Source organism: Pseudovibrio sp. FO-BEG1 (assembly GCF_000236645.1).
In the GTDB taxonomy this organism is placed as follows: Bacteria; Pseudomonadota; Alphaproteobacteria; order Rhizobiales; family Stappiaceae; genus Pseudovibrio.
In genome coordinates, this window is sequence record NC_016642.1 from 2,921,101 (window position 1) to 2,946,531 (window position 25,431).

The window sequence follows — 25,431 nt, forward strand, 5'->3', positions numbered from 1 at the left end:
CCATATGCTTGGTCTCAACAAAGCGCATCAAGCGCCACAAAACAACGAATTTAAGGGACGAGATATGGGAATCGCGACAGGAGCTTCACCAACAATTTCACCGGCAGCCACTCAAGCTATTGATATCAATGCTGTAAATCAAAGCACAACAGCGGCTGCCGAAAACACCTCCACAAGCACATCGGAAGTGCGCAGCGGCAATGGCACCCTCTACAAAATTGTGGCTTTTGTCAGAGAAAAAGTCTCCAGCTCCTCCCACAACAGCCTGGCCGCACGCGTGAATACACCGTCGGAAGGCCGTGAGACCCAGAGTGTCCTGACCCGTATCAAAGCGTTCTTCACCGGCAGCGCACGCACCACTCAGACTGAGGCCACACCGGCTCAGACGGGCGCCACGAAGTCTCTGGTCAACAACAAAGTTGCTGAGTTCAAAGCAAGCAACAACGGACTGGACACCACTGTCGAGAACATCAAGGCACGCGCTGAAACCCACGTAAGATCAGCTGCAAATGATGCTATTGGGGAGTTGAGTGGAGCAGGGTTGAGCACCCATCAGGTCATGTTTAAAGCCGCAGCGCGCGGTGGTGTCGAGCAGGCGTTCGATCGACTGCAAGCCAAGATTGATGACAATCCAGAGGACATCAAAGGTATCGCCAAAGCGTCTAAGGCGCTGAACAAAGATATTCAGAAAGGAGTTGTCGAAGCTTACAAGCTGGCAGCAACTACAGAAGGAGCAACAGTCTCCAAAAGTGATATTAAGGCGGTGAAGAAAGAGTTTCAGCAGCTTTTATCAGCCCACATCACCCAGTCTTTGAACAAGGCTGAGGCCAACTGGCAGACCACGACTGAGACGGTGAAGCTCGATGCTGCAACGCAGAAGGAGCTGGGCGCAACTGGCACGGGTGAACTGCCAGAACTGTCCTTCACTGCGACATCCACACCTGCTGCAAAGCTGGAAGTGTTGAAAGATGGCTACCAGACCAGTGATGTAAACGGCATCAGCTCCACCGCGACTTCGGAGACCGATCACGCCGTCAACCTCTGGGTCAGCGAGCTGAAAGGGGATACCACCAATTATGCAGCCGTTCGTCATGGCGTGAACTTCCCGTTCGGTGTCAAAAACAAACCCGAGTTGGCAGCTAAAGGTGCAGATAACCGCACCCACGAAGTCATCACCGCAGCGGCCTCCACAAAAGCCTCTGATATCGCTGCATGGCGAGAACAGCACCCGGGAGAGCCATTCCCGTTGAAGATTGTCTCCACCTCATTGCTTACTGCGGCGTCTAAGGCAAAGACATATGAGACGGGCCAACAGGAAGCATGGGGCCGCGCACAGGGCGAGCGGACCATCACTGTTGACCTGCCGGGTGAGGGGCCGACCGAAGTCTATGTAGATGTAGAAGTCCTGCCATTCAGCATGGGCGTGAACGGCTTCGCCAAGCTCGGCATGTTGTCCGGCACCATCGGCAAGCATCTGGGAGATCGTCTCACCGGCTGGAAATGGGCAGACAATCACAACCAGCCGCTCATCGGAAAACTGGATGAAATGGTCGATCAGGCGAAAGCCGATGCAAAAGCGGTAGGCGATACAGGTAAAGTGGCCCGTCTTGAGAACTACAGCACCCAGCTGCATGAAGCGATCAACGATGGCAAGCAGCGCCGCTCCGCAGGCAATGCCTACGGTGTCGCGGTTCTGGTGAACCTGATTGCCAACGAAGCCGGTGCCGTGCCAGCGATCAACTGTATGTCCGGTAAAGACCGCACCGGTTATCTGGACGCTGCAGTCAAAGCCCGCCTCATGGAAGTGGAGAGCCTGAATGCAGGGCGCACTGAAAAAACAGAGGTGCCGCAGATCTACGGTCAGCGCACCGAAGCCCAGAACGCCATGTTGAGCCTGTCTTCTGAAGTCATGGGCGGCAAGACCGTACAAAAGGCATGTACCGGTGTGGCTGGCTATAAAGTCGGTGAAGGCGGAATGTTCAAAGTTCAGGCCAACCTGGACAACGTGCTGGACTCCAAGAGCCTGTTGGGCCTCTCCGCAGCTGTTAAAGCCTGATCCGTCCAACAAGGCAAAAAACGAAACACCACGAAGAGCGGCCAATGCGCCGCTCTTTTTATTTGGCACAGCGGAACCTCATTCAAGAAGACTAAGAGCATGCCTTCCATGCCTTGGAGCCCCAAAGCCCCGCCGCAAGGCCCTGCGACAATCTGTCATTATACCTTAGCGGTATGGACACTCGGCGATTTCACTAAAACATCCCTACGGGTTTTTGCATAACACTTTGATATGCATCAGTAATACGTGGGTGGGGAGGGTGATATAATGCAGGAAACCCTAGGAAGACCCTTGGTAAAACTATGATTGATTAAAATTTCAATCAATATATATAGTGATCGCTATGGAAATGGAAAAAGCCCCCCGCGGCAGACCCCGTCGGTTGGATAAAGAAAAAATACTGGAGATCGCGAGCAACCTGTTTTGGCAACAGGGCTATGAGGCGACTTCGATAAATGAGCTAGTCACTGCAATGGGTATCACACCACCAAGTCTGTATGCAGCCTATTCCTCCAAGGAGGAACTGTATCTGGCTGCCATCGACAGATATTCCGCCAGCTATGGTCGGCAAATGCTGTCAGGCCTTGCGCTTCATTCCTGCGTTTACGAGGCACTTCGCACCGTTCTTTACGAATGCGTGGAGGTTTTTGTCGGCGGAGACCATCCTTCTGGTTGTATGATTTCTACCGGATTGGTCGAAAGTTCTAATGCTCAAGGCGCATTGGCGCGCAAATTGGCAGATCTGCGCCAGCAGACCATCCAGATCATCGCAGACAAGTTCAAGTCCTGCGAAACCCAGTTTGTCGAAGGAACTGACCTTCAGGCCCTTGCCAGCTTCTTTGGCGCCACAATTCAGGGCATGGCTGTTCAGGCAAGAGACGTTAACTGCCCGACAGAACTGCATAAAATCGCAGATCACAGTTTGAGTGTCCTGCAGGCCTGTCGTCGTTTCTGACCATAATTCAGGCTCTAAAATTACGTTTTGAGGCGTGATTTCGTAATAAAATTACGTGATCACGTCTTTTTTATTTTGCAATATTACGCAAACTAAAGAATGTGATTTACATAATATCTCCGAGTATCGCGAATGATTGTGTTAAGGGTGTTTCCCATGCACTCGTGAGTTTGTTGTTCTTAGCCCTTGGTCTCTTATTCTTTTGGTTAGGTTATCCACCGCCAAAGGGAGGCAGACGATGGAAGCAGAGACCATTACCTTCAACGAGACTTTCCCGCATTCTATGCAAGAAGCCCTCAGAGCGTCCCTTAAAGTTTTCTGGCGCTTGGGAGTGCATCGTACATCTATAGATGACGTCTGCCGGGAATCCGGCGTGTCCTATAACTTCCTGCGTGAGAACTTTGAGAGCAAAGAGCATCTCTATCGCACAGCAGTGATGTGGTACCTGGACCAGTACGGACGCCAGCTGCTCTCAGAGTTCGCGTTGCATTCCAACCCGACAGAGGCTTTGCGTGGTGCGCTTTATGAATGTATCGGCCTGTTCTGCAACAAGCAGTGTGAGCACGCCAAGCTGCTGTCCTACGCACTGGCAGCAGTGAACAACAGCGACAGGATCCTCATCTCGGAGCTACTGGCGCTGAGGCGTAAGGTATATGCCACTATTCTGTGCAAGCTGAATGGCAGCAAACGCCACCTGAAGGACACTGCGGACATCCCCGTGTTGGCACGCTTTTATATTACCACGCTCAGAGGTCTCGCCAGTCAGGCAGCTGATGGTATCCCAAGCGATGAGCTGTACCGTGTGGCAGATCTAAGCCTTGAAATTCTGGAGGCCTATCGAAAATGAGTATCGATAGCCAATCCCGACCATAGGGCCTGATGGAACATGAACTTCTGTCAGGCCCTTTTCTTTGCCCTTTGGGGTGCCTTAAATTTGGAACGTGCCTTTCAACTTTTCACCTCCCACAGGTTGCAGTTTTCAAAACGCCGTTTTTAAGGGCAGGGCGGATAAAGCCAATCTGGGCGGTATTGATAGCGCCGCTTTATTCTGGTCACGCAAAAGCCCAGATTTCATTTGTAACAAACCGGAAAATCGCTGCGACAAAACATCGAAATCTCGCCACAATTGATAGCAGCAGACGTTAGGTCATACATCTTTAGCAGAATAAAGAATCGATAAAATCAAGCGTAATAATATAACATGACAACACTTGGTTACATCAGTTTTCCTCAAAATCAAAAGATCCTGCAGTCCTTTGTTAAGCATGCGTTTCGTTCGCTTGAGGGTAAGTTGCCGCCTACGTAAAAGGGCCTATCATTGAATACTCGTTCAATAAAGAACGGGAGATTTACAATGCAAACCGAGACAGTTGATCCTGATCGACCGGTACCGATTAGCCTCACGAAAACCTTTGAAGCCTCAATTCATGAGTTCTCCAATTTTGGGGTGACAGCCACGTCGCTGGAGCAAATCAGCACGGCGACAGGCGTGCCAACAGAGCGTTTGTCTAAGACCTTTCATGACACCGCCAATCTGTTCTCAAATGTGGTCAAATGGTACCTGACCAGATATGAGCACCAGATCCTTTCTGGCTTTGCCATGCATTCCAATCCTATCGAAGCCATTCGCATAGTCCTGTATGAATGCATTGAGTTGTTCTGCGAAGATGACTGCCCACATGGGAGCCTCCTTTCCGTAGAACTGATGGAGATCACGGATACCGACGGTGTGATTGCCAAAGAGATGGCACATCTTCGGGATCAGGTTCACACACGTATTTTCCAAAAGCTGGAGAGTTGCAAAAGGCGCTTTTCTTCCCGTTTTAATCCAGAAGAACTGGCAAGTTTCTATACGGAAGTTATGTCCATCATCATCAAGCAGGCCTGTGATGGCGTTGACCATACAGCCCTTTACAATCTTGCAGATGCCAGCCTGGAAAGACTGGAGAACCAACCTGTCATTCACTGAAACTCTCACAATCCGAAAATGTAAAAGGTGGACTGAACGTGCCTCAGGAACAGCCCACCTTAAAATCGACCCAAAGCCACCCACATCCCCAGCAACCGTCAGATCGTAATTTTTTCAATTTATCCGGAATTCTTGCAGAGCGCCTTAAGCGTAAATTTCCTAGCATTAATAATCGGTTGTTCTTTGTCTTATGCAGGGTAATATGTAGTTATGCCTATGAAGGATGACTTGCACGTGGAAACAATATCTCCGGACATAGAGGCCATGCTTGAGGCCTCGGTCAGAATGTTTTGGAAGCGCGGCTACGAGTCCACTTCCTTTGATGATGTCGTAGACGCCATGGGCGTTCCCAAAGAATTTGTAGAAGGGGCCTTTTCCAACAAGGAAGAACTCTACACGGCAGCCACCAGATGGTACCTGCACAATTACGGTCGCCGTCTGCTATCTGGCTTTGCTATGCACTCCAACTGTGTCGATGCCATTCGCGTTGCGCTCTACGAATGTGTGGACGTGCTCTGCGATAAAACCGACTCCGATGGATGTTTGCTGTCGACGGGTCTTTTGGAAATCTCCACTCAGGACAGCATCCTGGCGCGAGAAATTACAGAGCTGCGAAACACCATGGTGGATGCGATCACCCATAAGCTCACCAACTGCAAAGACAGCCTGAAACCAGACACCGATATCGAAACGCTCGCCCGTTTCTACGCCGCCACCCTGCAAGGCCTTGCCAGCCAGTGTAAGGACGGCGCCACCAAAGAACAGCTCTACCGCGTCGTCGACATGAGCATGAAGGTGCTGGACTGCTACCGCATAAACTAAAACAGCATGCCTGTGCTCACCCTATAGGTGCTACTGAGAACAAAATAAGAACATATCACTGTTTGCGGGCTGGAGGACGCTTGGTAGAGCCTCTACGCCCCGCTACGAGTATGCGTGAACCTGCGTTGCCTGAAAACCTCATGGCCGAGGTCAAACGACTGTTTGTCAACGCCTCCTGCAAAGCCACGAAACAAGACTAAGCACAAAGTTTAATAGGCTAGCCAAGCCCTTTCGCTGGGCTGAGAAAGACCACACCCATTCACATAATCCATTGTTTTAAATGATGAAAACGGAAGGTGGGTGCTTGTTGAAACCTTGCCTTACATGGAACGTCAACAGTTGTCGCTTAGCGGAAGGTTTTATTCCTTTACAGAACATGAAAAGGATTGGTGCAGTAAGCGCGATGTCTTTGCAATGTTGTTTTCCATGTGATTAGAACGGCGTTGAGGAGCACCTCTGACACCATATACTCGGCGCCATGAAATCGTGCGATAAGATAGTGGACGGTAAGGTAACCCCCGAAATTGAAAACCTGTTCGATCAATGTGTGAAGGTCTTTCTGCTTAAGGGGTACGAAACAAGCACCTTGGAAGAAATTGCCGAGGCCGGCGGCTGCACGCCTGAATGCATCAAAGAACATTTCTCCACCAAAGAAGAGCTGACCGCAGCGGCTATGCGCTGGTACTACATCAAGTACAGCCGTCAAATGCGCGCCGAAATGGCCATGCATCAGGACATCTACTCCGCCATGGAGGCCGTCCTGTTCGCCTTTATCGAAATCAGCTGCGATCAGGTCCACGCCAACAAAGGCCTCTTTGTGCGCACCTTTATTGATATTGCCTATGTCGATGATGTGGTGAAGAAGTCCTTTGAGGATCTGCAGGATGATTGGGAAGTGCAGGTTCTTGATAAGTTCAATCAATGTAAGGACGAACTCAAAGACCCGTCTGAAGTTGAGGCGCTCGCCCATTACTTTCTGACGGTCATCGAAGGTCTGTATGAGTTGATTAAATACGGCACGCCATGTGAGCTCATGTACAAGGTTGCGATCATGAGCCTGGATACGCTGGAAGTGCGCATGAAACACGGTCAGCCCAAGAAAAAGAAGGGCTCCAAAAAGAAGGCTAAGTAAGTCTGCAGGCCAGTATGGCTGGTCTGAAACGGATAATGAGAATGACCTTGAGTATGGTTGGGAGGCCTTGGGATTTAAAGAAAGTACAGTGTACTTAGTGTGAGAGCGCGTCGAAATATGGATGCCGAAAAACTATCGCCGGAAGTCGAGAACATCTTTGATACCTGTGTTCGGGTTTTTCTGCTGAAAGGCTATGAAACGTCGACCATGGAAGACATTGCCGAGGCGTGCTCTATTTCTCCAGAGGCCCTCAAAGGCTACTATGCAACCAAGCATGATTTAACATTCGCAGCTCTACGCTGGTACTACCTCAAATTCAGTCGCCATGTCCGTGATGAAATGGCCATGCATTCTGATTTGTATGCTGCCATGGAGGCCGTTCTCTTTGCGTTTATTGAAATCTGCAGTGATCAGATACATGCAAACAAGGGCCTTTTTCTCAGAACGTTCGTCGATATTTCCTATGTCGATGATGAGGTGAAAAAAGAATTCGAGGCCCTGGAAGCCGACTGGCAGGGCCAGATGCTCAACAAGTTCAGACAGTGCCAATCAGAGCTCAAAAATCCGGAGGATGTCGAAATCCTTGCGTACTATGTTCGTACAGTGATTGAGGGGTTCTACGAGATGGTGAAGTTTAACACCCCAGACGAAGTCATGTACCAACTCGCTCGTGTAAGCTTGGAAGTGCTTGAATCTCGGATGAAAACTGCACCGCCTCCAGAGCAAAAAAGGTTCTTCGACAGAACTTGAATGGCAACAGGGATTATCTGTCCTTCCTTAGGCCATACCAGCATTACTGACAGGGTAAGCACTGGTTTCCAGAAGATGAACTAAATCCACCAAGACGCGAACCCGGTCTTCTTCACTCGTTTCCCATAGTGGGAGATCGAGATTGCTGGCCTTCACCCAAAACGTATACTGACCTCATGTCCTCTTTAGATCCCATACACGATGGTGAATTGTCACCTGAACTCGAAACTGCACTGGATTCCTGCGTAAAGGTCTTCATGTTGCAGGGCTTCCAGCACGCTACGCTGGAAGATCTCGCCATCGCAAGCGGGACGTCACGAGACTTCATCGAAGGCCACTTCGCCACCAAGGAGCAGTTTTGCGCCGCGGCCCTGCGCTGGTACTTCGCCAAGTTCTACCGCCAGCTCAGATCCGTTCTGGCACTCCATTCTGAGATCTACCCGGCGGTGGAGGCTGTGCTCTACGAGTTCATCGAGCTCTCTCGTGAGCAATACGTCGCTGGCACGGCCATGCGCTTCCATACCCTCATGGATATCGCTGGGCTCGATCCAGACCTTTCCGAAGAGCTGCGCAAGATGAAGCTCGAAGGTCTGGAGCACTTCATCTACAAGTTCTCTGAGTGCGAGAAAGAGCTGATCAACCCTGGTGAAGCGAGGGCTCTCGCCCAGTATTTCGCCACCATCTTTGAAGGTATCTCCATCATGGTGCAGCATGGCATGTCCCATGATGACCTCTATAAGATGGCCAACTTCAGCATGGAAGTGCTCGCCAATCACCTCAAGAAGGGCAGCAACTACTAAACAGCGTATTCCCGAAAAGTGGTTCCGGTTTTCGGATAAGAATACGCCAAACTCTAAAAGGCCTCAAAGCAATCATAGTTGCGTTGGCGATGGATCAGGCCATCCTTAAAGTCCATGCAAACCGTAGAATGAGAGCGCATTGTATCACCCGGTGACAGTGTCCCGATGGAGATACCAAGCTCTCCCTCCCAGATAAACTCCAGCATAACGCGGTCATCTGAGGCCAGTTCATTGGAAACCCGGTAGCTTTGCTTGCGTAAGATGTCTTTGGAGCGGGTAAAGTCGGCGACCAGTTGCTCCAAAGTCCGGTGATCACCCTTAGGCTTTAGCTGATTGGGCAGTTCGGTCTGCTCCGCATCTTCCGTGTAGAAACCTTTCAGAGCATCAAAGTCAAATTCTTCCAGTACCTTTAAATATCTCTTCGCGCTAATCAGGTTCTCGTTTGCAGACATATCGCAGATCTCCTATATTAGAACATCGTTCTAGCAGGTAATAGAACGATGTTCTAGTCAAAATAGAATGGTGTTCTAGTGGCCAGCGAAAACAATCGATATCAATCCATTCTGGATGCAGCCTTGGAGCTGTTTCTCAGGCAGGGCTACGCAAACACGTCTATTGCGCAAATCCGCAGTAAAAGCGGGGCCACGACAGGCAGCATCTACCACTTCTTCAAAGGTAAGCCGGACATAGCTGTCGCCCTGTGGGATCAGGCGGTGGCTGGCTGGACCAGAGAGACGCGCAATACCCCGCAAAGCCCAAGCGCTGAGGACACCATCAAAGCCTCGGTCAACGGCCTGCTGCGCTGGGGAAGCGCCAATCCGGATCTGTTCCGCCTGTTTGAGGAACTGAAGGTCAAAGCCCAGTCAGAAGAAGACTTCGCCGCTATCAGACAGCAGATGGAGAAGGTCCACATGCAGGGAGAGGCCCTCTACGCCACATGGCAGGTGCTGGGGGCCGTTAAGCCAATCTCTTGGTCCGTTGCCTCCGCGCTGATTGTCGGGCCAGCCTATACACTGCTCAGCACAGAGCGCGTTGTTTCCGATAAGGACAGAGAGTTCCTCGTCAACATGGCGTGGGAAGCGGTGAAGAAGTAAGGGCAGGGACTAGAATGAACCCAGCACCTTGATGATCTGCTCTCGGGTGTTTGGCGTAAAGTGCAGCGCCCGCCACCCCATATCCAGCGCGGACATGATGTTCTCTTCCCGATCATCAATCAGCAGCATCCGGTGCGCCGGAACATCCAGCTCCCCCATAATATGCATGAAAAACTCTGCGCTGGGCTTGGCCACACCCATACGCCCGGAGGAGAACACGGTCTCCACGCGGTCCCTGTAGCCCATCTGCTCTTCAATATAGCGGGTCCGCCGCGCACCATTGTTGGTGGCAATCACTTGCCGCACATGGGTTTTGGAGAGCTTACGCATTAAGGCCAGCAGATCGAAGTCCGGATGGGCGTCTTTTTCGAACCAGTAAAGCAGAAACGCATCCAGATCGCCCGTGTACGCCGCTTTCTCTGCCCAACGGCCCAGCAAATCGCGCAGGTCCAGACGCCCCACGAGAACCTCATCAAAGTCCTCGGTAAACATCTCCTTGGCAAAGGTGTTCCAAGAGATACCCATGTCCTCTTCGAACTGCTGCATCCAGATAAAGCGATCATTGACCACATTGCGGTTGAGCACCCCGTCAAAATCCCAGGCGATGACGTCGATATCCTGCAACATGGATGGCCCTCATGCTTCAAACCGTACCTCATGAAACCCCAGAACAGGCACCTCTTGCAAGCCGAAGCACTCAGGGGGACGCAGCAAAACCCACGGGGAACCTCAAGAAATCGTCAATTCAAGAATTTTTTGCCCGTGCTTTCTTGACAATTTGAGCGTTACCCGTGATCTGTCTGTGCAAAGAGAACAAGTCTAGAACGCCAGAGTTATCGAGTACGCCAAGCATGTCTAAGCCCGAAAAGCCACAAAGGTTTGCCTCCGCATGTCCTCACGATTGCCCATCCACATGTGCAGTCGAGGTTGAAGTACATGCAGACGGGCGCATTGGCCGTATTCATGGTACCCGCGATAACGATTACACCGCTGGCGTCATCTGCGCCAAAGTCGCCAGATACGCTGAGCGCTTGCACCACCCTGACCGTCTGACCAAGCCACTGCGCCGCACAGGCCCGAAAGGCTCCGGCCAGTTCGAAGAGATCAGCTGGGAAGAGGCGCTACAGGAAGTTACCGAGAAGTTCTTAGAGGCTGAAAAGAAACACGGCCCGCAAACCGTCTGGCCTTACTTCTTCGCCGGCACCATGGGCCTTGTCCAGCGCGACAGCATCAACCGCCTACGCAACGCCAAAAGCTACTCCGGCATGTACCAGACCTTCTGCACCAATATGGCGTGGACAGGTTACATCGCAGGCACCGGCAAGCTCGCTGGGCCGGACCCGCGCGAAATGGCGCTTGCCGACGCTGTGGTGATCTGGGGCACCAACCCGGTGGCAACACAGGTCAACGTCATGACCCATGCCATCAAGGCGCGCAAAACCCGCAAGGCCAAGATCGTTGTCATCGACGTCTATAAGACCGAGACCATGAAACAGGCCGATATCGGCCTCGTTCTGAAACCGGGCTCCGACGCTGCACTCGCCTGCGCTGTCATGCATGTCCTGTTCCGTGACGGCTATGCCGACCGCGCCTACATGGAAAAATACGCCGACGCACCGGCTGAGCTGGAAGAACACCTGAAGACCCGCAGTCCTGAATGGGCCAGCGAGATCACAGGCCTTTCCGTCGAGCAAATCGAAGAACTCGCAAAACTGATTGGTGAGACCAAAAAGACCTTCTTCCGCCTCGGCTATGGCTTCACCCGTCAGCGCAACGGCGTGGTCTCTATGCATGCGGCCAGCTGTATTGCGGTCGTGGGCGGACATTACCAATACGAAGGCGGCGGCGCTTTCCATAACAACGGTGCCATCTTCGGTCTCAACATGGATATGGTCGAAGCTCGCTCGCTGCACGACAGTTCCATCCGCAAGCTCGACATGTCTCAGGTCGGTCGCGTTCTGACTGGCGATAAAGAAGCGCTTATGGACGGCCCTCCGGTCACCGCCATGCTGATCCAGAACACCAATCCGGTATCCGTGGCTCCGGAGCAGGCCCTCGTGAAAGAAGGCTTTGCCCGCGAAGACCTGTTCACCGTGGTCCATGAGCAATTCATGACCGAAACCGCCCTGATGGCCGATATCGTCTTGCCAGCAACCCAGTTTCTGGAGCACGACGACATTTACAAAGGTGGCGGACACCAGAACATCCTGTTTGGTCCAAAACTGGTTGACGCCCCCGGCGAAGCCAAGCCGAACCTTTATGTGCTGAACGAACTCATCGAACGCCTTGGCGGAGAAGAGCACGAAGCTCATAAGATGACCTCGCGCGAGCACATCGACTGGATGCTCAGGAACTCCAAGTATTCGGGCGGCTTGAAAGAGTTGGAAGAAAAGCGCTGGCTTGATTGTCAGCCGGACTTCGATGAGGCGCACTACATCAATGGGTTTGGTTATGAGGACGGCAGTTTCCGCTTCAAGCCGGACTGGGCGAAAGTACCTGCGCCAAACAACGGCCCTATGGGCCCATGGCAACAAATGCCAGTCCTGCCTGACCATTGGGATGTCAATGAGCTGCCGACCAAGGACTATCCATACCGCCTCGCCACATCACCGTCTCGGTCTTTCCTGAACTCCACGTTCAACGAGACACCGAGCTCCGTGAAGAAGGAAGGCCGCCCAACGGCCATGCTGCATGCTGACGACGCTGCCACGCTGGGCGTGGAAGAGGGCGACAAGATCGTGCTCTCCAATCACCGCGGCGAAGTCATCCTGCATGCCTCAGTCGGTTATCGCCCGCAAAAGGGAACCATCGTCGCAGAAGGCATCTGGCCCAATGCAGCGCACGAAGGTGGAAATGGCATCAATACGCTCACCAGCGCCGACCAAACCGCCCCCTTCGGCGGCGCCGCCTTCCACGACATCCACGTGGCTGTGCGCAAAGCGTAAGGCAGATATCCTTGACATATTGGGAGCGGTGATCCCGCTCCCGTTATGTGCGTGAGTGATGTTTTCCTCAGTTCACAAATATTGAACGCATATGTGAACGAAAAAGAGCCCTCATAGTATTAAGCGACACTCCGAACTTCGTCAGGTGACCTAAGGTATTTTTACTTAAGGGGTTCTGGTTGAGTTTTATGACTCAGCGTTAGTCTGATGTAGTGAAGGGTGTTAGGATGAGTGGATTAAGTATTAGTGGTTCAAATAACTTTCACGGTGCTGTCGAAAATCTTGTGAACCGAGCGCGTGTCGAGCATGCGACCCAGTTAAATGTAGATACGGATGATCTGATCGTTTCTTTTGGCCGCCGTGAAGGGGATCCGAAGACAGGAGAACGGATCTACTCTGTTCAAGTTGATCTGCCTCAGCAGAAGCGCGGGCTTGGAGATAATCTCAAATCTGCTGCAAGCGCTTTGTCACACGGTCAGTTTGCCAACGTGAAACAGTCCCTGTCAGATGCGTCGAGAAGTATCGGTCATTTTTTAGGACGAACCCAAAGCTCTCCGGAACAGGCGAAAGACAACTGGGCGCCTTTCATGGAGCTGGCAGAGCAGACGATCGCTCAGACAATAAAGCAGGCGTCCACCAAGGCTGAACCTGTCGTTGACCTGAAAGCAATGATGGCCGGTATTCAGGCCAGCGTTTTTGAAGGTGTTGAGTATAATGAGCAGGATGGATCTCATCGCAAACTCGCTGACGTTGCCAAGGTTGATATCCGCAGCCTGAAAGCTCTGGACTCTGCAGTGTCCAGCGCGCAGGGACGCATTTTGGGTTATGCAAGCAGCACCCGAACCGCTGAGGTCTCGGGCTCCGGCGTGCAGCAAACCCCTCTTTACGACACTCCACGTCTGCCAGCACAGCCTCTATACGATACCCCGCGTATACCAGCGCAGCCTCTGTATAATACCCCGCGCCCACAACCGCATCACTACGATACTCCAAGGCCGCAAAACCCATACGATCATCTGGAGCCAAAGGCCACTGTGGCGCCAATATACGACGAGGTGCACACTGGCACCGCCTTACAGAACGTGGAAGCACAGAGCTTGGGTGAGAACACAGAGAGCTACTCCGCACGGCGTACTGTGGAGATCACAAACCGCAACTTCGGAACCAACTTCCAAAGCCTGGATGAACTAAATAAATTCATGGAAGGGAAGGAAGTCTACATCGATGGCTATATGGCTCAATTGCAGACGACAGGAGAGTTCAAAACATTCGAGTCATACTTCGCCCAGTTCAACAGGCCAGTCCCACAGTCAGCCCAGCAGGTGACGCCACCAGCGGAGCCAACTGTGAACTATGCTGATATGCAGATTGCGCCTGACGAAGATGGGATCGAGCAGCCGGAAGTTCAGACCGAGCGCAGCGCGACGAGCCAGTCCAAAATGGTGAAACTCGAAGATTTGGTTCTGCAAGAAGGCGAAGTTCTGATCTGACGCTTTTGACAGGCGGTAGCTTGGTACCAACTTCGCTTTGAACGCAGAAAAAACGCAAATCGCGCAAACGAACGCACATAGCAACGCAAACGAAAAAAGGCCGGAGACAGATGCGTCTTCGGCCTTTTGTTTATCTCTTTAAAAGAACCTTATCCTATTAGCAAATAAGGCTTTCTTCCGTTTGCTCTGCGCCATTAATCTTCACGCGAAAGCCGTCTACGGACGCTTTGCCGCTTGCAACAGCCTCCAGAGCTTTCGGATAGATCTGATGCTCAACCGCCAGCACACGCGCCGCTAAGACCTCCGGGTTATCCCCGTCCAGAACGGGGACAGCGCCTTGCGCGATTATCGGGCCCACATCCATCTCAGCGGTAACAAAGTGCACCGTCGCCCCATGAATGCGAACGCCCTCGGTGAGCGCCCGCTCATGGGTATGCAAACCCGGGAAGCTCGGCAGCAGAGCAGGGTGGATGTTGATCATCCGGCCTTGCCACTGGTTCACGAACCAAGGCGTCAGCAAACGCAAAAAGCCAGCCAGAACAAGCAGCTCTACATTGTGTTGTTCAAGCATGGCGTGCAAATCACGCTCAAACGCCTCACGGTCTTTGCCATAAAGCTTGTGATCCAGCGCGAACGTCGCAAAGCCCTCGTCAGCAGCGCGTTCCAGACCTTTTGCGTCAGGTCGGTTGGAGCCAACCACGACGATTTCCGCCGGATAATCAGGGGCTTTTGCGGCCTCAATAAGAGACAGCATGTTGGAACCGCGCCCTGAAATCAAAACACCAACGCGTTTCTTAGGCTGCGTGCTCATTTGGCAAAACCCAGCGCGCCGTCAAACACAACCTGCTCAGCCCCGTCCTGCGCTGCTTCCAGCGTTCCGAGGGTCACAACAGTTTCACCTTCACGCTCAAGCACTTCGCGAACAGCATCCGCTTTGTCAGCTGCAACCGCAACCACCATGCCAACACCGCAATTGAACGTGCGCAGCATCTCAAACTGCTCAATACCACCAGCATCAGCCAGCCAGCCGAAGACAGCAGGGGAGGAAATCGCAGAAAGATCGATCCGTGCAGCCAGTCCTTTTGGCAGAACGCGCGGCAGGTTCTCAGGAAGACCACCACCGGTGATATGCGCCAGCGCTTTGACGCCATTGGTTTCTTTAATGGCTGCCAGCAGCGGCTTTACATAAATACGGGTCGGCTCCATCAGCGCTTCGCCAAGGGTTTTGTCTGCGTCAAACGGAGCTTTGTCAGCCCATGTCAGGCCAGAAACCTCAACGATCTTGCGAACCAGAGAGAAGCCGTTGGAGTGAACACCGGAGGAGGCGAGGCCAAGCAGAACGTCACCTTCGCCAATATCCTTGGATGGCAGCAGTGTACCGCGTTCAGCCGCACCAACTGCAAAACCGGCCAGATCATAATCACCAGCCGCATACATGCCCGGCATTTCAGCCGTCTCACCGCCGATCAGCGCTGCGCCAGAGATCTTGCAGCCCTCAGCAATCCCAGCAACAACATCGGTCGCCATGTCCACGTCCAGCGCGCCAGTGGCAAAGTAATCAAGGAAGAACAGCGGCTCAGCGCCTTGCACGACAAGGTCGTTCACGCACATGGCAACCAGATCAATCCCCACGCCACTATGAACATTGGTGTCGATCGCAATTTTCAGCTTGGTGCCCACGCCATCATTGGCCGCCACAAGAACAGGGTCTTTAAATCCGGCGCCTTTCAGATCAAACAGGCCGCCGAAGCCGCCAATATCACTGTCAGCACCCGGACGACGCGTTGCTTTTACCAATGGGCTGATACGCTTGACCAGTGCGTTCCCGGCGTCGATATCGACCCCCGCTTGTGAATAGGTAAGGCCGTTTTTGCCGTTCTGGTCCTGGCTCATGGATACTGCTCCGCATCATCAAGAGTGTGGCGGCGGGGCCGCCTATGTAATTTGGCGGCATAAAAACAAAACTGCAGGGAATTGCAAGGCCGAAACAGGGAGGAATCGCAGCTGGTATCTCAGAAAAACGCAGATCTGTGCAGAACCAGCTAAGCTTTTGCAAATAAATGACGCTTTGAAAATCTCTTCATTTGAGGGAAAGATTTTCACCCCTATGAAGGTTCCCTATAAATCACGCTGGCAAAATGGTGGAGTAGCTACTCTGGCAAACCTGATGCTGCGACTTGACGTAATAAGTCTATCGAAACTACAACCAACGTAAATTTTAAAGATGAGTTTGCGAGCAACCGCACCGCCGAAGATCCGGCTGGCCGCCGGGCTCCCTGCCTCCACCTGGAGATCGTTTATGAGTGTAAACAAGCAGTTGTTCTTCTGGTTGCTGTCTTTAGCGGCCTTCATTCTGTTTCTGACAGTATTTCAGGGCATCCTGCTGCCGTTTGTCGCCGGCATGGCACTGGCCTATCTGCTTGATCCGATCGCTGATTATCTGGAAACCCACGGCTTCGGGCGTATCTGGGCCACGGTCACCATCCTGCTCATCTTCCTCATCGTCTTCGTCGCAGCCCTGCTGATCCTCTTGCCAATACTCGGTAAGCAGCTGATCGCATTTCTGGACTACCTGCCAGAACTGGCCGCGAACCTCGAAACCTTACTCCGCGAAGGCCTCGGCCCGCAGCTGGACCGCCTCGCCAACCTGTCAGGCCAGGGCCAGAAGATCGACTGGGGCGCTTTCGTTGGTCAGGCAGCCAACTTCGTCGGCGGCTTGCTCTCTTCCATCTGGAGCGGCGGCCAAGCCCTCATCTCCATCATCGGTCTGGCAGTCGTCACACCTGTAGTTGCTTTCTACCTGCTGCTCGACTGGGACAACATGATCGAGCGCATCGACAGCTGGCTCCCGCGCGACTACCAGCAGACCATCCGCACTCTTGCGCGGGATATGGATTCCGTAGTCGCTGGCTTCGTGCGCGGACAGGTCCTCATGTGCCTGATCCTCGGCACGTTCTACGCCGTCGGCCTGCTCATCGTTGGCCTGAAGTTCGGTCTGCTGATCGGGCTCACTGCCGGCCTCATCAGCTTCATTCCATATGTGGGCGCGATCGTCGGTTTCGGTCTCTCAATCGGCGTTGCTCTGGTCCAGTTCTGGCCTGATCCATTCATGATCGGTGCCGTACTTGCCGTTTTTGTGGTGGGGCAGTTCCTCGAAGGAAACGTCCTTCAGCCCAAACTTTTGGGCGGAAGTGTCGGTCTTCACCCTGTCTGGCTCATGTTTGCACTGTTCGCTTTTGGTTCTCTGATGGGATTTGTGGGGATGTTGATAGCAATTCCAGCCGCAGCAGTGGTTGGGGTACTAGCAAGATTTGCTCTCAGGCAATATCTTGCAAGTTCGCTTTATGCAGGTCACTACAAAAATACCAATAAGACGGAAGGACTGGAATGACAGGATCGACAGGGCCACAACAATTGCCTTTGGTCTTGCCCCATGAGGAGGCATTGGGGGTTGATGATTATCTGGTTTCAACGTCAAATCAGGCTGCATTCAATCTGGTTACCAACTGGCCGGAATGGCCATCTCCAATCGTAACCCTGCAAGGGCCGATTGGTTCGGGTAAAACACATCTGGTCAACGCCTGGCAGGAGCTCAGCGGCGCACAGATTGTCGGCGGCGATGAACTGGAATACCTCGACCTGACAGCACTGGCAGAAGCCGGTCCGGTTGCGGTGGAAGATCTGCACGCAGGCTTTGATGAAGCCTCTCTGTTTCACTTGTTCAATGCGGTGCGTCTGACTGGTGGTAACATGCTGATGACCACCCGTGAATGGCCACACACATTTGATCTGAAAACCAAGGATCTCGCATCCCGTTTTCGCGCAGCAACGCCTGTACAGGTCGAAGAGCCGGATGACATGCTGCTCGCAATGGTCATGACCAAACATTTTTCAGATCGTCAGGTAACTGTTGACTCCAGTGTGATAGATTACCTCGTGATACGAATTGAACGGTCACTGGATGCTGCGCGCAATGTTGTAGATATGCTGGACAGGCACGCACTGGCGACGGGTCGGAAGATTTCTCGCGTCATGGCCTCCAAAATCTTGGAGAGTATGGGCGAGTAGCCAATTGGCTTTATTTTCCCGTCAAAAATGTGTGGTCTAAATGACCAGAATCATACAATTGCCAGCGCAATCGCCAGATAATCTTAGGCGAGGTGCGCCGATACTGGCGAACCCGGTCCACGGGCTGCGGAGGTACACGGAATGAATGAGTTTACGGAAATGAACGCTTTGGAAGACGAGACCACCGACACCGCAGATTATGAGGTGAACACAGGGCTGGCTCTGATGCAAAAGCCGGAGCGCTTTGTAAACCGTGAGCTCTCGTGGCTGCAGTTCAACCGCCGCGTTCTGGAAGAATCCATGAACCCGAGCCATCCACTTCTGGAGCGGCTTCGGTTCCTGTCCATCTCGGCCAACAACCTTGATGAGTTCTTCATGGTGCGTGTGGCTGGTCTGCGCGGCCAGCAACGGGCAGATGTGACAACCATCTCTGATGACGGCCTGACGCCGCCAGAACAGCTGGAAAAGATCTCTGTAGAGGTCAGCAAGCTGCAAAGTGAGCAGCAGGCACGGTTCCGTCAGTTGCGTTCTGAGTTGGCTGATGAAGGCATCTTCATCGTGGAAGCCCAGAACATGAGTCAGGCAGAGACCGATTGGCTGGAAGAGTACTTCCTCCAGCACATCTTCCCGGTTCTCACGCCGCTGGCCATCGATCCGGCGCATCCGTTCCCGTTCATCCCAAATCTGGGCTTCTCGCTGATCCTGGATCTGCGCCCGGTGGATGGTGGGGCAGGCATGACAGCACTGTTGCGCATGCCGAGCCAGATTGGCCGCTTCGTTGTTCTGCCAACGCCGCGTGATGCAGGGCCAAAAGCCACCCGTTTCATCCCGATTGAAACCATCATCTCGCTGTTCATCGGCAAACTCTTCCCGGGCTATGAAGTCTGCGGCAAAGGCGCGTTCCGCGTGCTGCGTGACTCAGACTTGGAAATCGAGGAAGAAGCGGAAGATCTCGTGCGCGTTTTTGAAACCGCACTGAAGCGCCGCCGCCGCGGATCTGTGATCCGTCTGGAGATTGAAGAAAGCACACCAGAAAGCCTGCGGGCCTTCGTCGCCAATGAGCTGGAAGTGACCGAAGAGGAAACGTTCCTTGCCAACGGTCTTCTGGCGCTGAACGACTTGTCTCAGGCAGTGAACGTCAAGCGTGACGACCTCAAGTTCCCACCATACAGCCCACGCTATCCGGAACGCATCCGTGAGCATGGTGGTGATTGCTTTGCTGCGATCCAGCAAAAAGACATTCTGATCCATCACCCTTACGAGAGCTTCGACGTTGTCGTCCAGTTCCTCCGTCAGGCGGCGCAGGATCCGGATGTTGTGGCGATTAAGCAAACGCTGTACCGCACATCAAACAACTCACCAATCGTGAAAGCACTGGCAGAAGCGGCAGAAGCCGGTAAGTCTGTGACCGCGCTGGTTGAGCTCAAGGCACGCTTTGATGAAGAAGCCAACATCCGTTGGGCACGAGATCTGGAACGCGCTGGCGTTCAGGTGGTCTTTGGCTTCCTGGAGCTGAAAACCCACGCAAAGGTCTCCATGGTCGTGCGCCGCGAGCAGGGCGGATTGAAAACCTACTGCCACTTCGGCACCGGCAACTACCACCCAATCACCGCGCGCATTTACACCGACCTGTCTTACTTCACAGCTGAGCCAGCCATGGCCCGTGATGCAGCCAAGGTGTTCAACTACATCACCGGTTATGCTGAGCCGGGCGAATTGGAGCGTCTCGCCGTCTCTCCAATGAGCCTGCGCGCCCGCATCATTCAGCATACAGAAGAAGAGATCGCTCACACCAAAGCGGGCCGTCCGGGCCAGATCTGGATGAAGATGAACTCGCTGGTGGATCCGGGTGTCATTGATGCTCTGTACCGGGCCAGTCAGGCCGGGGTGCAGATCGATCTGGTCGTACGTGGCATTTGCTGCCTGCGCGCAGGCGTGCCGGGCCTTTCTGACAACATCCGCGCAAAATCAATTGTGGGAAGATTTCTGGAGCACAGCCGTATCTTCTGCTTTGGCAATGGTCACGGGTTGCCCTCAGATGAAGCCCATGTCTATATCTCCTCAGCGGATATGATGCCGCGCAATCTGGATCGCCGGGTTGAGACACTTGTGCCTGTTAAAACGCCAACAGTTCACAAGCAGATTCTCGACCAGATCATGGTTGCGAACTTAGAAGATAATCAACAAAGCTGGCGTCTGCTTCCAGACGGTAGTCATGAGCGCATTGTTGCAGAACCAGACGAAGATCCGTTCAACGCACACAAGTTCTTCATGACGAACCCATCTCTGTCTGGTCGTGGTAGCTCGCTACAGGGTGATAGCCCGAAACTTTTTGTAGAACGGCCAAATAGTGACAGATATCTCGACGAGTGATGAGCCTCGAGGACGATTTACAGAACCCGGACCAATAGCAATCATTGATATTGGTTCCAACTCTGTCCGTCTTGTAATTTATGAAAGACTGGCGCGTAACCCGACAGCGTTGTTCAATGAAAAAATCCTTGCAGGACTGGGGCGCGGCGTAGGCGCCACAGGCCGCTTGGGAGAAGAAAATGTAGCCACTGCACTGCGTGCATTGGTGCGGTTCCGTCGTGTCTGCGATCATGTTGGTGTCATCAAACTGCACATTCTGGCAACCGCAGCGGCTCGTGAAGCCGAAAACGGCGCTGACTTCATTGCAAAAGTAGAAAATATCTGCCGCGCTAAGGTGCAGATCCTGTCTGGCCGCGACGAAGCATTCTACTCTGCCATGGGCGTTTACTCCGGTTTCTGGCGTGCTGACGGTCTTGTAGGCGATCTGGGCGGTGGATCTCTGGAACTGGTCGACATCAGTGCCCATGGCATTGGTGATGGTCGCACGTTCCCGCTTGGTGGCATTCGCTTGCAGGAGTCCTCTGAAAAGGACCTTGCACTGGCTAATGAAATTGCCCGCGAAGAGCTGGAAAAAGCCGATTGGCTCGGCAAGGCCAAAGACCGCAACTTCTATGCAATTGGCGGTACTTGGCGTTCTCTGGGACGTTTGCACCTATACCAACAGGGCTATCCGCTGCACGTGATGCATGACTACACCGTACCTGCGGAAGTTATGGTTGATTTCTGCGAGCAGCTCATGCGCGATGATCTGAGCAATGAGCCAAGCATTCAGGTGATCTCCAAAGCTCGACGTGCGCTACTGCCATACGGTGCAACCGTAATGCGTCAAACACTGCTGCACTGTCAGGCCGATCAGGTCGTCTTCTCCGCCCTCGGCGTGCGCGAAGGCTATCTTTATGATCAGCTTGATGAAGAAGGCAAGAAGCAGGATCCTTTGATCACGGCAGCGCATGAGCTTGGGGTTTTGCGGGCTCGTGATCCATCCTATTCAGCCGAAGTGGTTGAGTGGAGTGAGCAAGCCATGCGTGTTGCTGGTGTTGATGAGAGTGAGGGCGAACGCCGCCTGCGCATATCAGCGTGTCAGCTCACAGATATTGGCTGGCGGGCACACCCGGACTATCGCGGTCAGCAGTCACTGAACATCATTTCCAACGGTGGCTTTGTCGGCATCGATCACGCGGGCAGGGCCTATCTGGCACTCACCGTGTTCTATCGCTACGAAGGCCTGATGGATGATGCTCTGTCTCCTGCAATCCGCAGCCTGAGTAACCCACGCCTGATGAAGCTGGCGCGCATCCTTGGCGCGACCTTGCGTGTTGCCGCTCTGATCAGCGCTTCCATGAAAGGCGTACTGCTTAAGAGCAAGCTGTCTCTGGTCAATGGCAAACTCGTACTGGCACTGCCGGCAGAACTTGCAGACATGCAGGGCGACCGCCTGACTAAACGCCTGAACCAACTCGGAAGGGTTATGGATCTGGAAGCTGAAGTCAGAGTGCTCTAAGCCATCAAGTTTGATACAAACAAGAAAGCCCCGACAAATCTTGCCGGGGCTTTTCTTATTTATCAGTAGGTTATACTGAATACTGGATTCAAAATCTCAGGTCAGGATTTTGCTTTTCCGTTACGGCTACCACGACGGCGAGAGCTGTTTTCAACGCGCTCAACGGGCTCGCCTTGCTCGCAGATGACAACCTGACGACCATTAAAGGCAAGGCCAATCTCACCCTTCTTCAGGCGAAGGGCGTCTTCACCAAAGAGTTCTCTGCGCCAGCCGGAGAGAGCCTGTACATCTGCTTCATCATGGGAAGCAATCTTGTCCAGATCATCCACGGTCGCAATCACTTTTGGCGCAACACCAAAGCTCTCGCTCTTCATCTTCAAAAGCACTTTGAGCAGATCAACGGCTGCAGATGCCCCATCCGGAGAAGGGCGGCCCTTTGGAACTTCAGGCAGATCCTCTTCAGCAATGGCCATAGCCCGCTTCACAGCGTTGAGGATCTCTTCCGCATGGCGAGAGCGCTCAAAACCGCGTGGAATGGTGCGCAGATGGCCGAGGGCTTCAGATGTCTGAGGCTTTTGAGTGGAGACTTCAAAAATCGCATCATCTTTGATGACGCGGTTGCGTGGAATGTCGCGCTTTTGCGCTTCCTGCTCACGCCAGAAGGCCAGCTCTTTCAACACAGCAAGATCACGCGGCTTGCGAACACGCAGTTTCATGCGCTGCCATGCCTTTGCCGGGTCACTGCGATAGGTGTCGATGGAAGACAGGGTTGCCATCTCATCTTCTACCCAATGGCTGCGGCCCTTCTGTTCCAGCTGCTTTTTCAGGAACAGGTAGACTTCGCGCAGGTGGGTCACGTCAGCCAAGGCATAAGCAAGCTGCTTGTTGGTCAAAGGACGGCGGGACCAGTCGGTAAATCGGGAGGATTTATCAATCCGCTCACCAGTCACTTTGGACACCAGTTGGTCGTAGGAAACGGAATCTCCGAAGCCACAAACCATGGCGGCAACCTGGCTGTCGAACAAAGGTGAGGGCACAAAACCGCCCAGATGGTAGATTATTTCAATATCTTGCCGTGCTGCATGGAACACCTTCACGATGTCCGTATTGCGCATCAATGCAAAAAAAGGTTCAAGATCCAGATCTTCAGCCAGCGCATCAACCAACACAGCGTGATCTGGATTGGCGATTTGGATCACGCAGAGTTTTGGCCAGAAGGTGGTTTCCCGCAAAAACTCGGTATCAACTGTTACGAAATCTGAATTAGCAAGCTTGGCACACGCTTGCGCAAGCTCTTCTGTAGTTGTGATCATCTTCATGGTGACAAAGTCTATAGCGCAAGCGAAGGTGCTTGTCCCTATCTAACTTTCTCGTTTTCTCATCAAGTGGTTGTAAATGTCGATTTTTGCTCTCTGGCGACCAAGGGGTCGCAGTCAAAGCCTCGCGAAAACCACGTAGGTAGAGGAAACTCGGGAAATGTCCGCAAGAAACAGCGCCAAAGTCACTCACTTACTTGACTTTAGGATGCTGACATGTCTTTTCCAGCCGGATGACCTTTTGAATGGGTCAACCAGTTTCTGAATTTTATGATTCACTTGAATACCACTGAGGACGCTATGCATCGTTATCGAAGCCATACCTGCGGAGAGCTGCGGGCAAACAATGTAGGTGAAACCACTCGCCTTTCTGGCTGGGTACACCGTGTACGCGATCACGGCGGCCTGCTGTTCATCGACCTGCGTGACCACTACGGCATTACGCAGTGTGTTGTTGATCCGGACTCCGCAGCCTTCAAGCTGGCTGAAACCGTCCGCTCCGAATGGTGCATTCGCATCGATGGTGACGTGAAGAAACGTTCTGACGAAACCATCAACGAAAACCTCGGCACCGGGGAAATCGAAATCTTTATCCGCGATATGGAAGTTCTCGGTGACTCTCAGGAGCTGCCTCTGCCAGTCTTCGGCGAACTGGAATATCCGGAAGACATCCGCCTGAAATACCGCTTCCTAGACCTGCGCCGCGACACACTGCACGCAAACCTGATGAAGCGCACAAAGATCATCAACTCCATGCGTAAGCGCATGAATGATGCGGAATTCAACGAGTTCCAGACACCAATCCTGACCGCGTCTTCCCCAGAAGGTGCACGCGACTTCCTGGTGCCATCTCGTATTCACCCAGGCAAGTTCTACGCACTGCCACAGGCACCACAGCAGTTCAAACAGCTGCTTATGATGTCCGGCTTTGACAAATACTTCCAGATCGCACCATGTTTCCGCGACGAAGATCCACGCGCTGACCGTCTTCCAGGCGAGTTCTACCAGCTCGACGTGGAAATGAGCTTCGTTACTCAGGAAGACGTGCTGCAGACCATGGAACCAGTGATCCGCGGTGTGTTTGAGGAGTTCTCTGAAGGTAAGCCAGTTACCAAAGAATTCCCGCGCATTCCTTATGCTGAGGCGATCCGCAAGTACGGCTCCGACAAGCCTGACCTGCGTAACCCGATCGAAATGCAGGAAGTCACTGAACACTTTGCTGGCTCCGGCTTCAAAGTCTTCGCACGTATGATCGAGAGCGATCCTAAGGTTCAGGTTTGGGCAATCCCAGCTCCTAAGGGCGGCTCCCGTGCATTCTGTGACCGCATGAACTCATGGGCACAGAGCGAAGGTCAGCCAGGCCTCGGCTACATTTTCTTCCGCAAAGAAGAAGACACAATCGCCGGCGCAGGCCCAATTGCGAAAAACATCGGCGCTGAGCGCACCGAAGCTGTCCGCACACAGCTTGGCCTTGATGAAGGTGATGCAGTATTCTTCGCTGCTGGCGATCCTAAGAAGTTTGCTGACTTTGCTGGTAAAGCCCGTACCCGTGCAGCTGAAGAGCTGAACCTGATCGACGAAGATCAGTTCGCACTCTGCTGGATCGTTGACTTCCCAATGTACGAATGGGACGAAGAAAACAAGAAAGTTGACTTCTGCCACAACCCATTCTCTATGCCAGAAGGCGGTATGGACGGCCTTACCAACGTTGAGCCGCTTGAACTGAACGCCTACCAGTACGACGTCGTCTGTAACGGTTACGAAATCGGCTCCGGCGCGATCCGTAACCACCAGGTCGAAGTCATGAAGAAAGCCTTCGAGATTGCTGGTTACGACGAAAGCCTGCTGGAAGAAAAGTTCGGCGGCATGTACCGCGCGTTCCAGTACGGAGCTCCTCCACACGGCGGTATGGCGGCTGGTGTTGACCGTATCGTTATGCTGCTGGTTGGCGCAAAGAACCTGCGTGAAGTGACCCTGTTCCCAATGAACCAGCAGGCACAGGACCTGATGATGGGTGCTCCAAGTGATGTGTTCCCAGCTCAGCTGCGCGATCTTCACATCCGCCTGAACCTGCCGGAAGCATAAGAGCCGCTGGCAGAAAAGCAGGTATGGCGAAGCTCGTCATAATGTTATAAATCTCATGAAAGGGCGGTCGTAGAT

The 25,431-nt window shown here is 53.0% G+C and carries 22 protein-coding genes; 17 read left to right on the forward strand and 5 right to left on the reverse strand.

Annotated features, from left to right (window positions below):
• Positions 1–64: 64 nt before the first annotated feature.
• From PSE_RS13405 to PSE_RS13440, 8 genes are all read left to right on the forward strand, one after another.
• A complete protein-coding gene (locus PSE_RS13405; RefSeq protein WP_041768474.1) occupies positions 65–2,056 on the forward strand; it encodes an inositol phosphate phosphatase SopB in 1,992 nt (663 codons plus the stop codon).
• Between the two features lie 382 nt (positions 2,057–2,438).
• Positions 2,439–3,011 carry a TetR/AcrR family transcriptional regulator gene (locus tag PSE_RS13410; protein ID WP_008551788.1) on the forward strand — a complete coding sequence of 191 codons (573 nt, stop codon included), beginning with the start codon at positions 2,439–2,441 and terminating at the stop codon, positions 3,009–3,011.
• 238 nt (positions 3,012–3,249) lie between these two features.
• Positions 3,250–3,858 carry a TetR/AcrR family transcriptional regulator gene (locus tag PSE_RS13415; protein ID WP_008551914.1) on the forward strand — a complete coding sequence of 203 codons (609 nt, stop codon included), beginning with the start codon at positions 3,250–3,252 and terminating at the stop codon, positions 3,856–3,858.
• 507 nt (positions 3,859–4,365) lie between these two features.
• The gene (locus tag PSE_RS13420) at positions 4,366–4,980 is read left to right on the forward strand and encodes a TetR/AcrR family transcriptional regulator (RefSeq protein ID WP_014285351.1); all 615 of its coding nucleotides are present in this window, start codon (positions 4,366–4,368) and stop codon (positions 4,978–4,980) included.
• 234 nt (positions 4,981–5,214) lie between these two features.
• The gene (locus tag PSE_RS13425; protein ID WP_041769007.1) at positions 5,215–5,802 is read left to right on the forward strand and encodes a TetR/AcrR family transcriptional regulator; all 588 of its coding nucleotides are present in this window, start codon (positions 5,215–5,217) and stop codon (positions 5,800–5,802) included.
• A 499-nt stretch (positions 5,803–6,301) separates the two neighbouring features.
• Positions 6,302–6,934, forward strand: a complete 633-nt coding sequence (locus tag PSE_RS13430) for a TetR/AcrR family transcriptional regulator (protein WP_008551892.1) — start codon at positions 6,302–6,304, stop codon at positions 6,932–6,934.
• Between the two features lie 117 nt (positions 6,935–7,051).
• Positions 7,052–7,684: a TetR/AcrR family transcriptional regulator gene (locus tag PSE_RS13435; protein WP_014285353.1), complete on the forward strand. Its 633-nt coding sequence runs from the start codon at positions 7,052–7,054 to the stop codon at positions 7,682–7,684.
• A gap of 209 nt (positions 7,685–7,893) precedes the next feature.
• On the forward strand, positions 7,894–8,484 hold the full coding sequence (locus PSE_RS13440; protein ID WP_014285355.1) for a TetR/AcrR family transcriptional regulator: 591 nt from the start codon (positions 7,894–7,896) through the stop codon (positions 8,482–8,484).
• A gap of 53 nt (positions 8,485–8,537) precedes the next feature.
• Here the strand turns inward: PSE_RS13440 and PSE_RS13445 are convergent, their stop codons facing one another.
• Positions 8,538–8,936: a nuclear transport factor 2 family protein gene (locus tag PSE_RS13445; RefSeq protein ID WP_014285356.1), complete on the reverse strand. Its 399-nt coding sequence runs from the start codon at positions 8,934–8,936 to the stop codon at positions 8,538–8,540.
• 78 nt (positions 8,937–9,014) lie between these two features.
• Here PSE_RS13445 and PSE_RS13450 point away from each other — a divergent pair, with 78 nt between their 5' ends.
• Positions 9,015–9,578, forward strand: coding sequence for a TetR/AcrR family transcriptional regulator (locus PSE_RS13450; protein WP_014285357.1), 564 nt, complete (start codon positions 9,015–9,017; stop codon positions 9,576–9,578).
• 9 nt (positions 9,579–9,587) lie between these two features.
• Here the strand turns inward: PSE_RS13450 and PSE_RS13455 are convergent, their stop codons facing one another.
• On the reverse strand, positions 9,588–10,205 hold the full coding sequence (locus PSE_RS13455; RefSeq protein ID WP_014285358.1) for an HAD family hydrolase: 618 nt from the start codon (positions 10,203–10,205) through the stop codon (positions 9,588–9,590).
• 224 nt (positions 10,206–10,429) lie between these two features.
• Between PSE_RS13455 and PSE_RS13460 the strand changes: the two genes are divergently transcribed.
• Together PSE_RS13460 and PSE_RS13465 are read left to right on the forward strand one after the other, a co-directional pair.
• Positions 10,430–12,523, forward strand: coding sequence for a molybdopterin-dependent oxidoreductase (locus PSE_RS13460; RefSeq protein ID WP_014285359.1), 2,094 nt, complete (start codon positions 10,430–10,432; stop codon positions 12,521–12,523).
• Positions 12,524–12,750: 227 nt separating this feature from the next.
• Positions 12,751–14,013 (forward strand): hypothetical protein, encoded by a 1,263-nt coding sequence (locus PSE_RS13465; RefSeq protein ID WP_051125913.1) that lies wholly within the window; start codon positions 12,751–12,753, stop codon positions 14,011–14,013.
• Between the two features lie 157 nt (positions 14,014–14,170).
• On the opposite strand, the gene purN is transcribed toward PSE_RS13465, so the two are convergent.
• Both purN and purM read right to left on the reverse strand, forming a co-directional pair.
• Positions 14,171–14,824, reverse strand: a complete 654-nt coding sequence (gene purN / locus PSE_RS13470; protein WP_014285361.1) for a phosphoribosylglycinamide formyltransferase — start codon at positions 14,822–14,824, stop codon at positions 14,171–14,173.
• Positions 14,821–15,906 carry a phosphoribosylformylglycinamidine cyclo-ligase gene (gene purM / locus PSE_RS13475; RefSeq protein WP_014285362.1) on the reverse strand — a complete coding sequence of 362 codons (1,086 nt, stop codon included), beginning with the start codon at positions 15,904–15,906 and terminating at the stop codon, positions 14,821–14,823. Before purM ends, purN begins: the two co-directional genes overlap by 4 nt.
• Here purM and PSE_RS13480 point away from each other — a divergent pair.
• From PSE_RS13480 to PSE_RS13500, 5 genes are all read left to right on the forward strand, one after another.
• Positions 15,905–16,228, forward strand: coding sequence for a hypothetical protein (locus PSE_RS13480; protein WP_041768476.1), 324 nt, complete (start codon positions 15,905–15,907; stop codon positions 16,226–16,228). The two genes, purM and PSE_RS13480, sit on opposite strands and share 2 nt — an antisense overlap.
• 84 nt (positions 16,229–16,312) lie before the next feature.
• Complete coding sequence (locus tag PSE_RS13485) at positions 16,313–17,404, forward strand: AI-2E family transporter (RefSeq protein ID WP_008551950.1); 1,092 nt, start codon at positions 16,313–16,315, stop codon at positions 17,402–17,404.
• The gene (locus PSE_RS13490; protein WP_008551821.1) at positions 17,401–18,081 is read left to right on the forward strand and encodes a DnaA ATPase domain-containing protein; all 681 of its coding nucleotides are present in this window, start codon (positions 17,401–17,403) and stop codon (positions 18,079–18,081) included. The genes PSE_RS13485 and PSE_RS13490 overlap by 4 nt, the downstream gene beginning before the upstream one ends.
• Positions 18,082–18,240: 159 nt before the next feature.
• Positions 18,241–20,454: an RNA degradosome polyphosphate kinase gene (locus PSE_RS13495; RefSeq protein ID WP_208608752.1), complete on the forward strand. Its 2,214-nt coding sequence runs from the start codon at positions 18,241–18,243 to the stop codon at positions 20,452–20,454.
• Positions 20,432–21,955, forward strand: a complete 1,524-nt coding sequence (locus tag PSE_RS13500) for a Ppx/GppA phosphatase family protein (protein WP_014285364.1) — start codon at positions 20,432–20,434, stop codon at positions 21,953–21,955. Before PSE_RS13495 ends, PSE_RS13500 begins: the two co-directional genes overlap by 23 nt.
• Before the next feature lie 101 nt (positions 21,956–22,056).
• Here the strand turns inward: PSE_RS13500 and rnd are convergent, their stop codons facing one another.
• Entirely contained in the window at positions 22,057–23,274 is a 1,218-nt protein-coding gene (rnd, locus tag PSE_RS13505; RefSeq protein WP_008551784.1) for a ribonuclease D, read from the reverse strand.
• A 297-nt stretch (positions 23,275–23,571) separates the two neighbouring features.
• Between rnd and aspS the strand changes: the two genes are divergently transcribed.
• The gene (gene aspS, locus PSE_RS13510; protein ID WP_008551974.1) at positions 23,572–25,356 is read left to right on the forward strand and encodes an aspartate--tRNA ligase; all 1,785 of its coding nucleotides are present in this window, start codon (positions 23,572–23,574) and stop codon (positions 25,354–25,356) included.
• Positions 25,357–25,431 lie beyond the last annotated feature (75 nt).

Bases quoted from the DNA above. Each gene is read 5' to 3' on its own strand.
- PSE_RS13405 (WP_041768474.1), top strand. From the start codon at position 65: ATGGGAATCGCGACAGGAGCTTCACCAACAATTTCACCGGCAGCCACT.
- PSE_RS13415 (WP_008551914.1), top strand. From the start codon at position 3,250: ATGGAAGCAGAGACCATTACCTTCAACGAGACTTTCCCGCATTCTATG.
- PSE_RS13420 (WP_014285351.1), top strand. From the start codon at position 4,366: ATGCAAACCGAGACAGTTGATCCTGATCGACCGGTACCGATTAGCCTC.
- PSE_RS13435 (WP_014285353.1), top strand. From the start codon at position 7,052: ATGGATGCCGAAAAACTATCGCCGGAAGTCGAGAACATCTTTGATACC.
- PSE_RS13445 (WP_014285356.1), bottom strand. From the start codon at position 8,936: ATGTCTGCAAACGAGAACCTGATTAGCGCGAAGAGATATTTAAAGGTA.
- PSE_RS13455 (WP_014285358.1), bottom strand. From the start codon at position 10,205: ATGTTGCAGGATATCGACGTCATCGCCTGGGATTTTGACGGGGTGCTC.
- PSE_RS13460 (WP_014285359.1), top strand. From the start codon at position 10,430: ATGTCTAAGCCCGAAAAGCCACAAAGGTTTGCCTCCGCATGTCCTCAC.
- PSE_RS13465 (WP_051125913.1), top strand. From the start codon at position 12,751: ATGAGTGGATTAAGTATTAGTGGTTCAAATAACTTTCACGGTGCTGTC.
- purN (WP_014285361.1), bottom strand. From the start codon at position 14,824: ATGAGCACGCAGCCTAAGAAACGCGTTGGTGTTTTGATTTCAGGGCGC.
- PSE_RS13480 (WP_041768476.1), top strand. From the start codon at position 15,905: ATGGATACTGCTCCGCATCATCAAGAGTGTGGCGGCGGGGCCGCCTAT.
- purM (WP_014285362.1), bottom strand. From the start codon at position 15,906: ATGAGCCAGGACCAGAACGGCAAAAACGGCCTTACCTATTCACAAGCG.
- PSE_RS13485 (WP_008551950.1), top strand. From the start codon at position 16,313: ATGAGTGTAAACAAGCAGTTGTTCTTCTGGTTGCTGTCTTTAGCGGCC.
- PSE_RS13490 (WP_008551821.1), top strand. From the start codon at position 17,401: ATGACAGGATCGACAGGGCCACAACAATTGCCTTTGGTCTTGCCCCAT.
- PSE_RS13495 (WP_208608752.1), top strand. From the start codon at position 18,241: ATGAACGCTTTGGAAGACGAGACCACCGACACCGCAGATTATGAGGTG.
- rnd (WP_008551784.1), bottom strand. From the start codon at position 23,274: ATGAAGATGATCACAACTACAGAAGAGCTTGCGCAAGCGTGTGCCAAG.
- aspS (WP_008551974.1), top strand. From the start codon at position 23,572: ATGCATCGTTATCGAAGCCATACCTGCGGAGAGCTGCGGGCAAACAAT.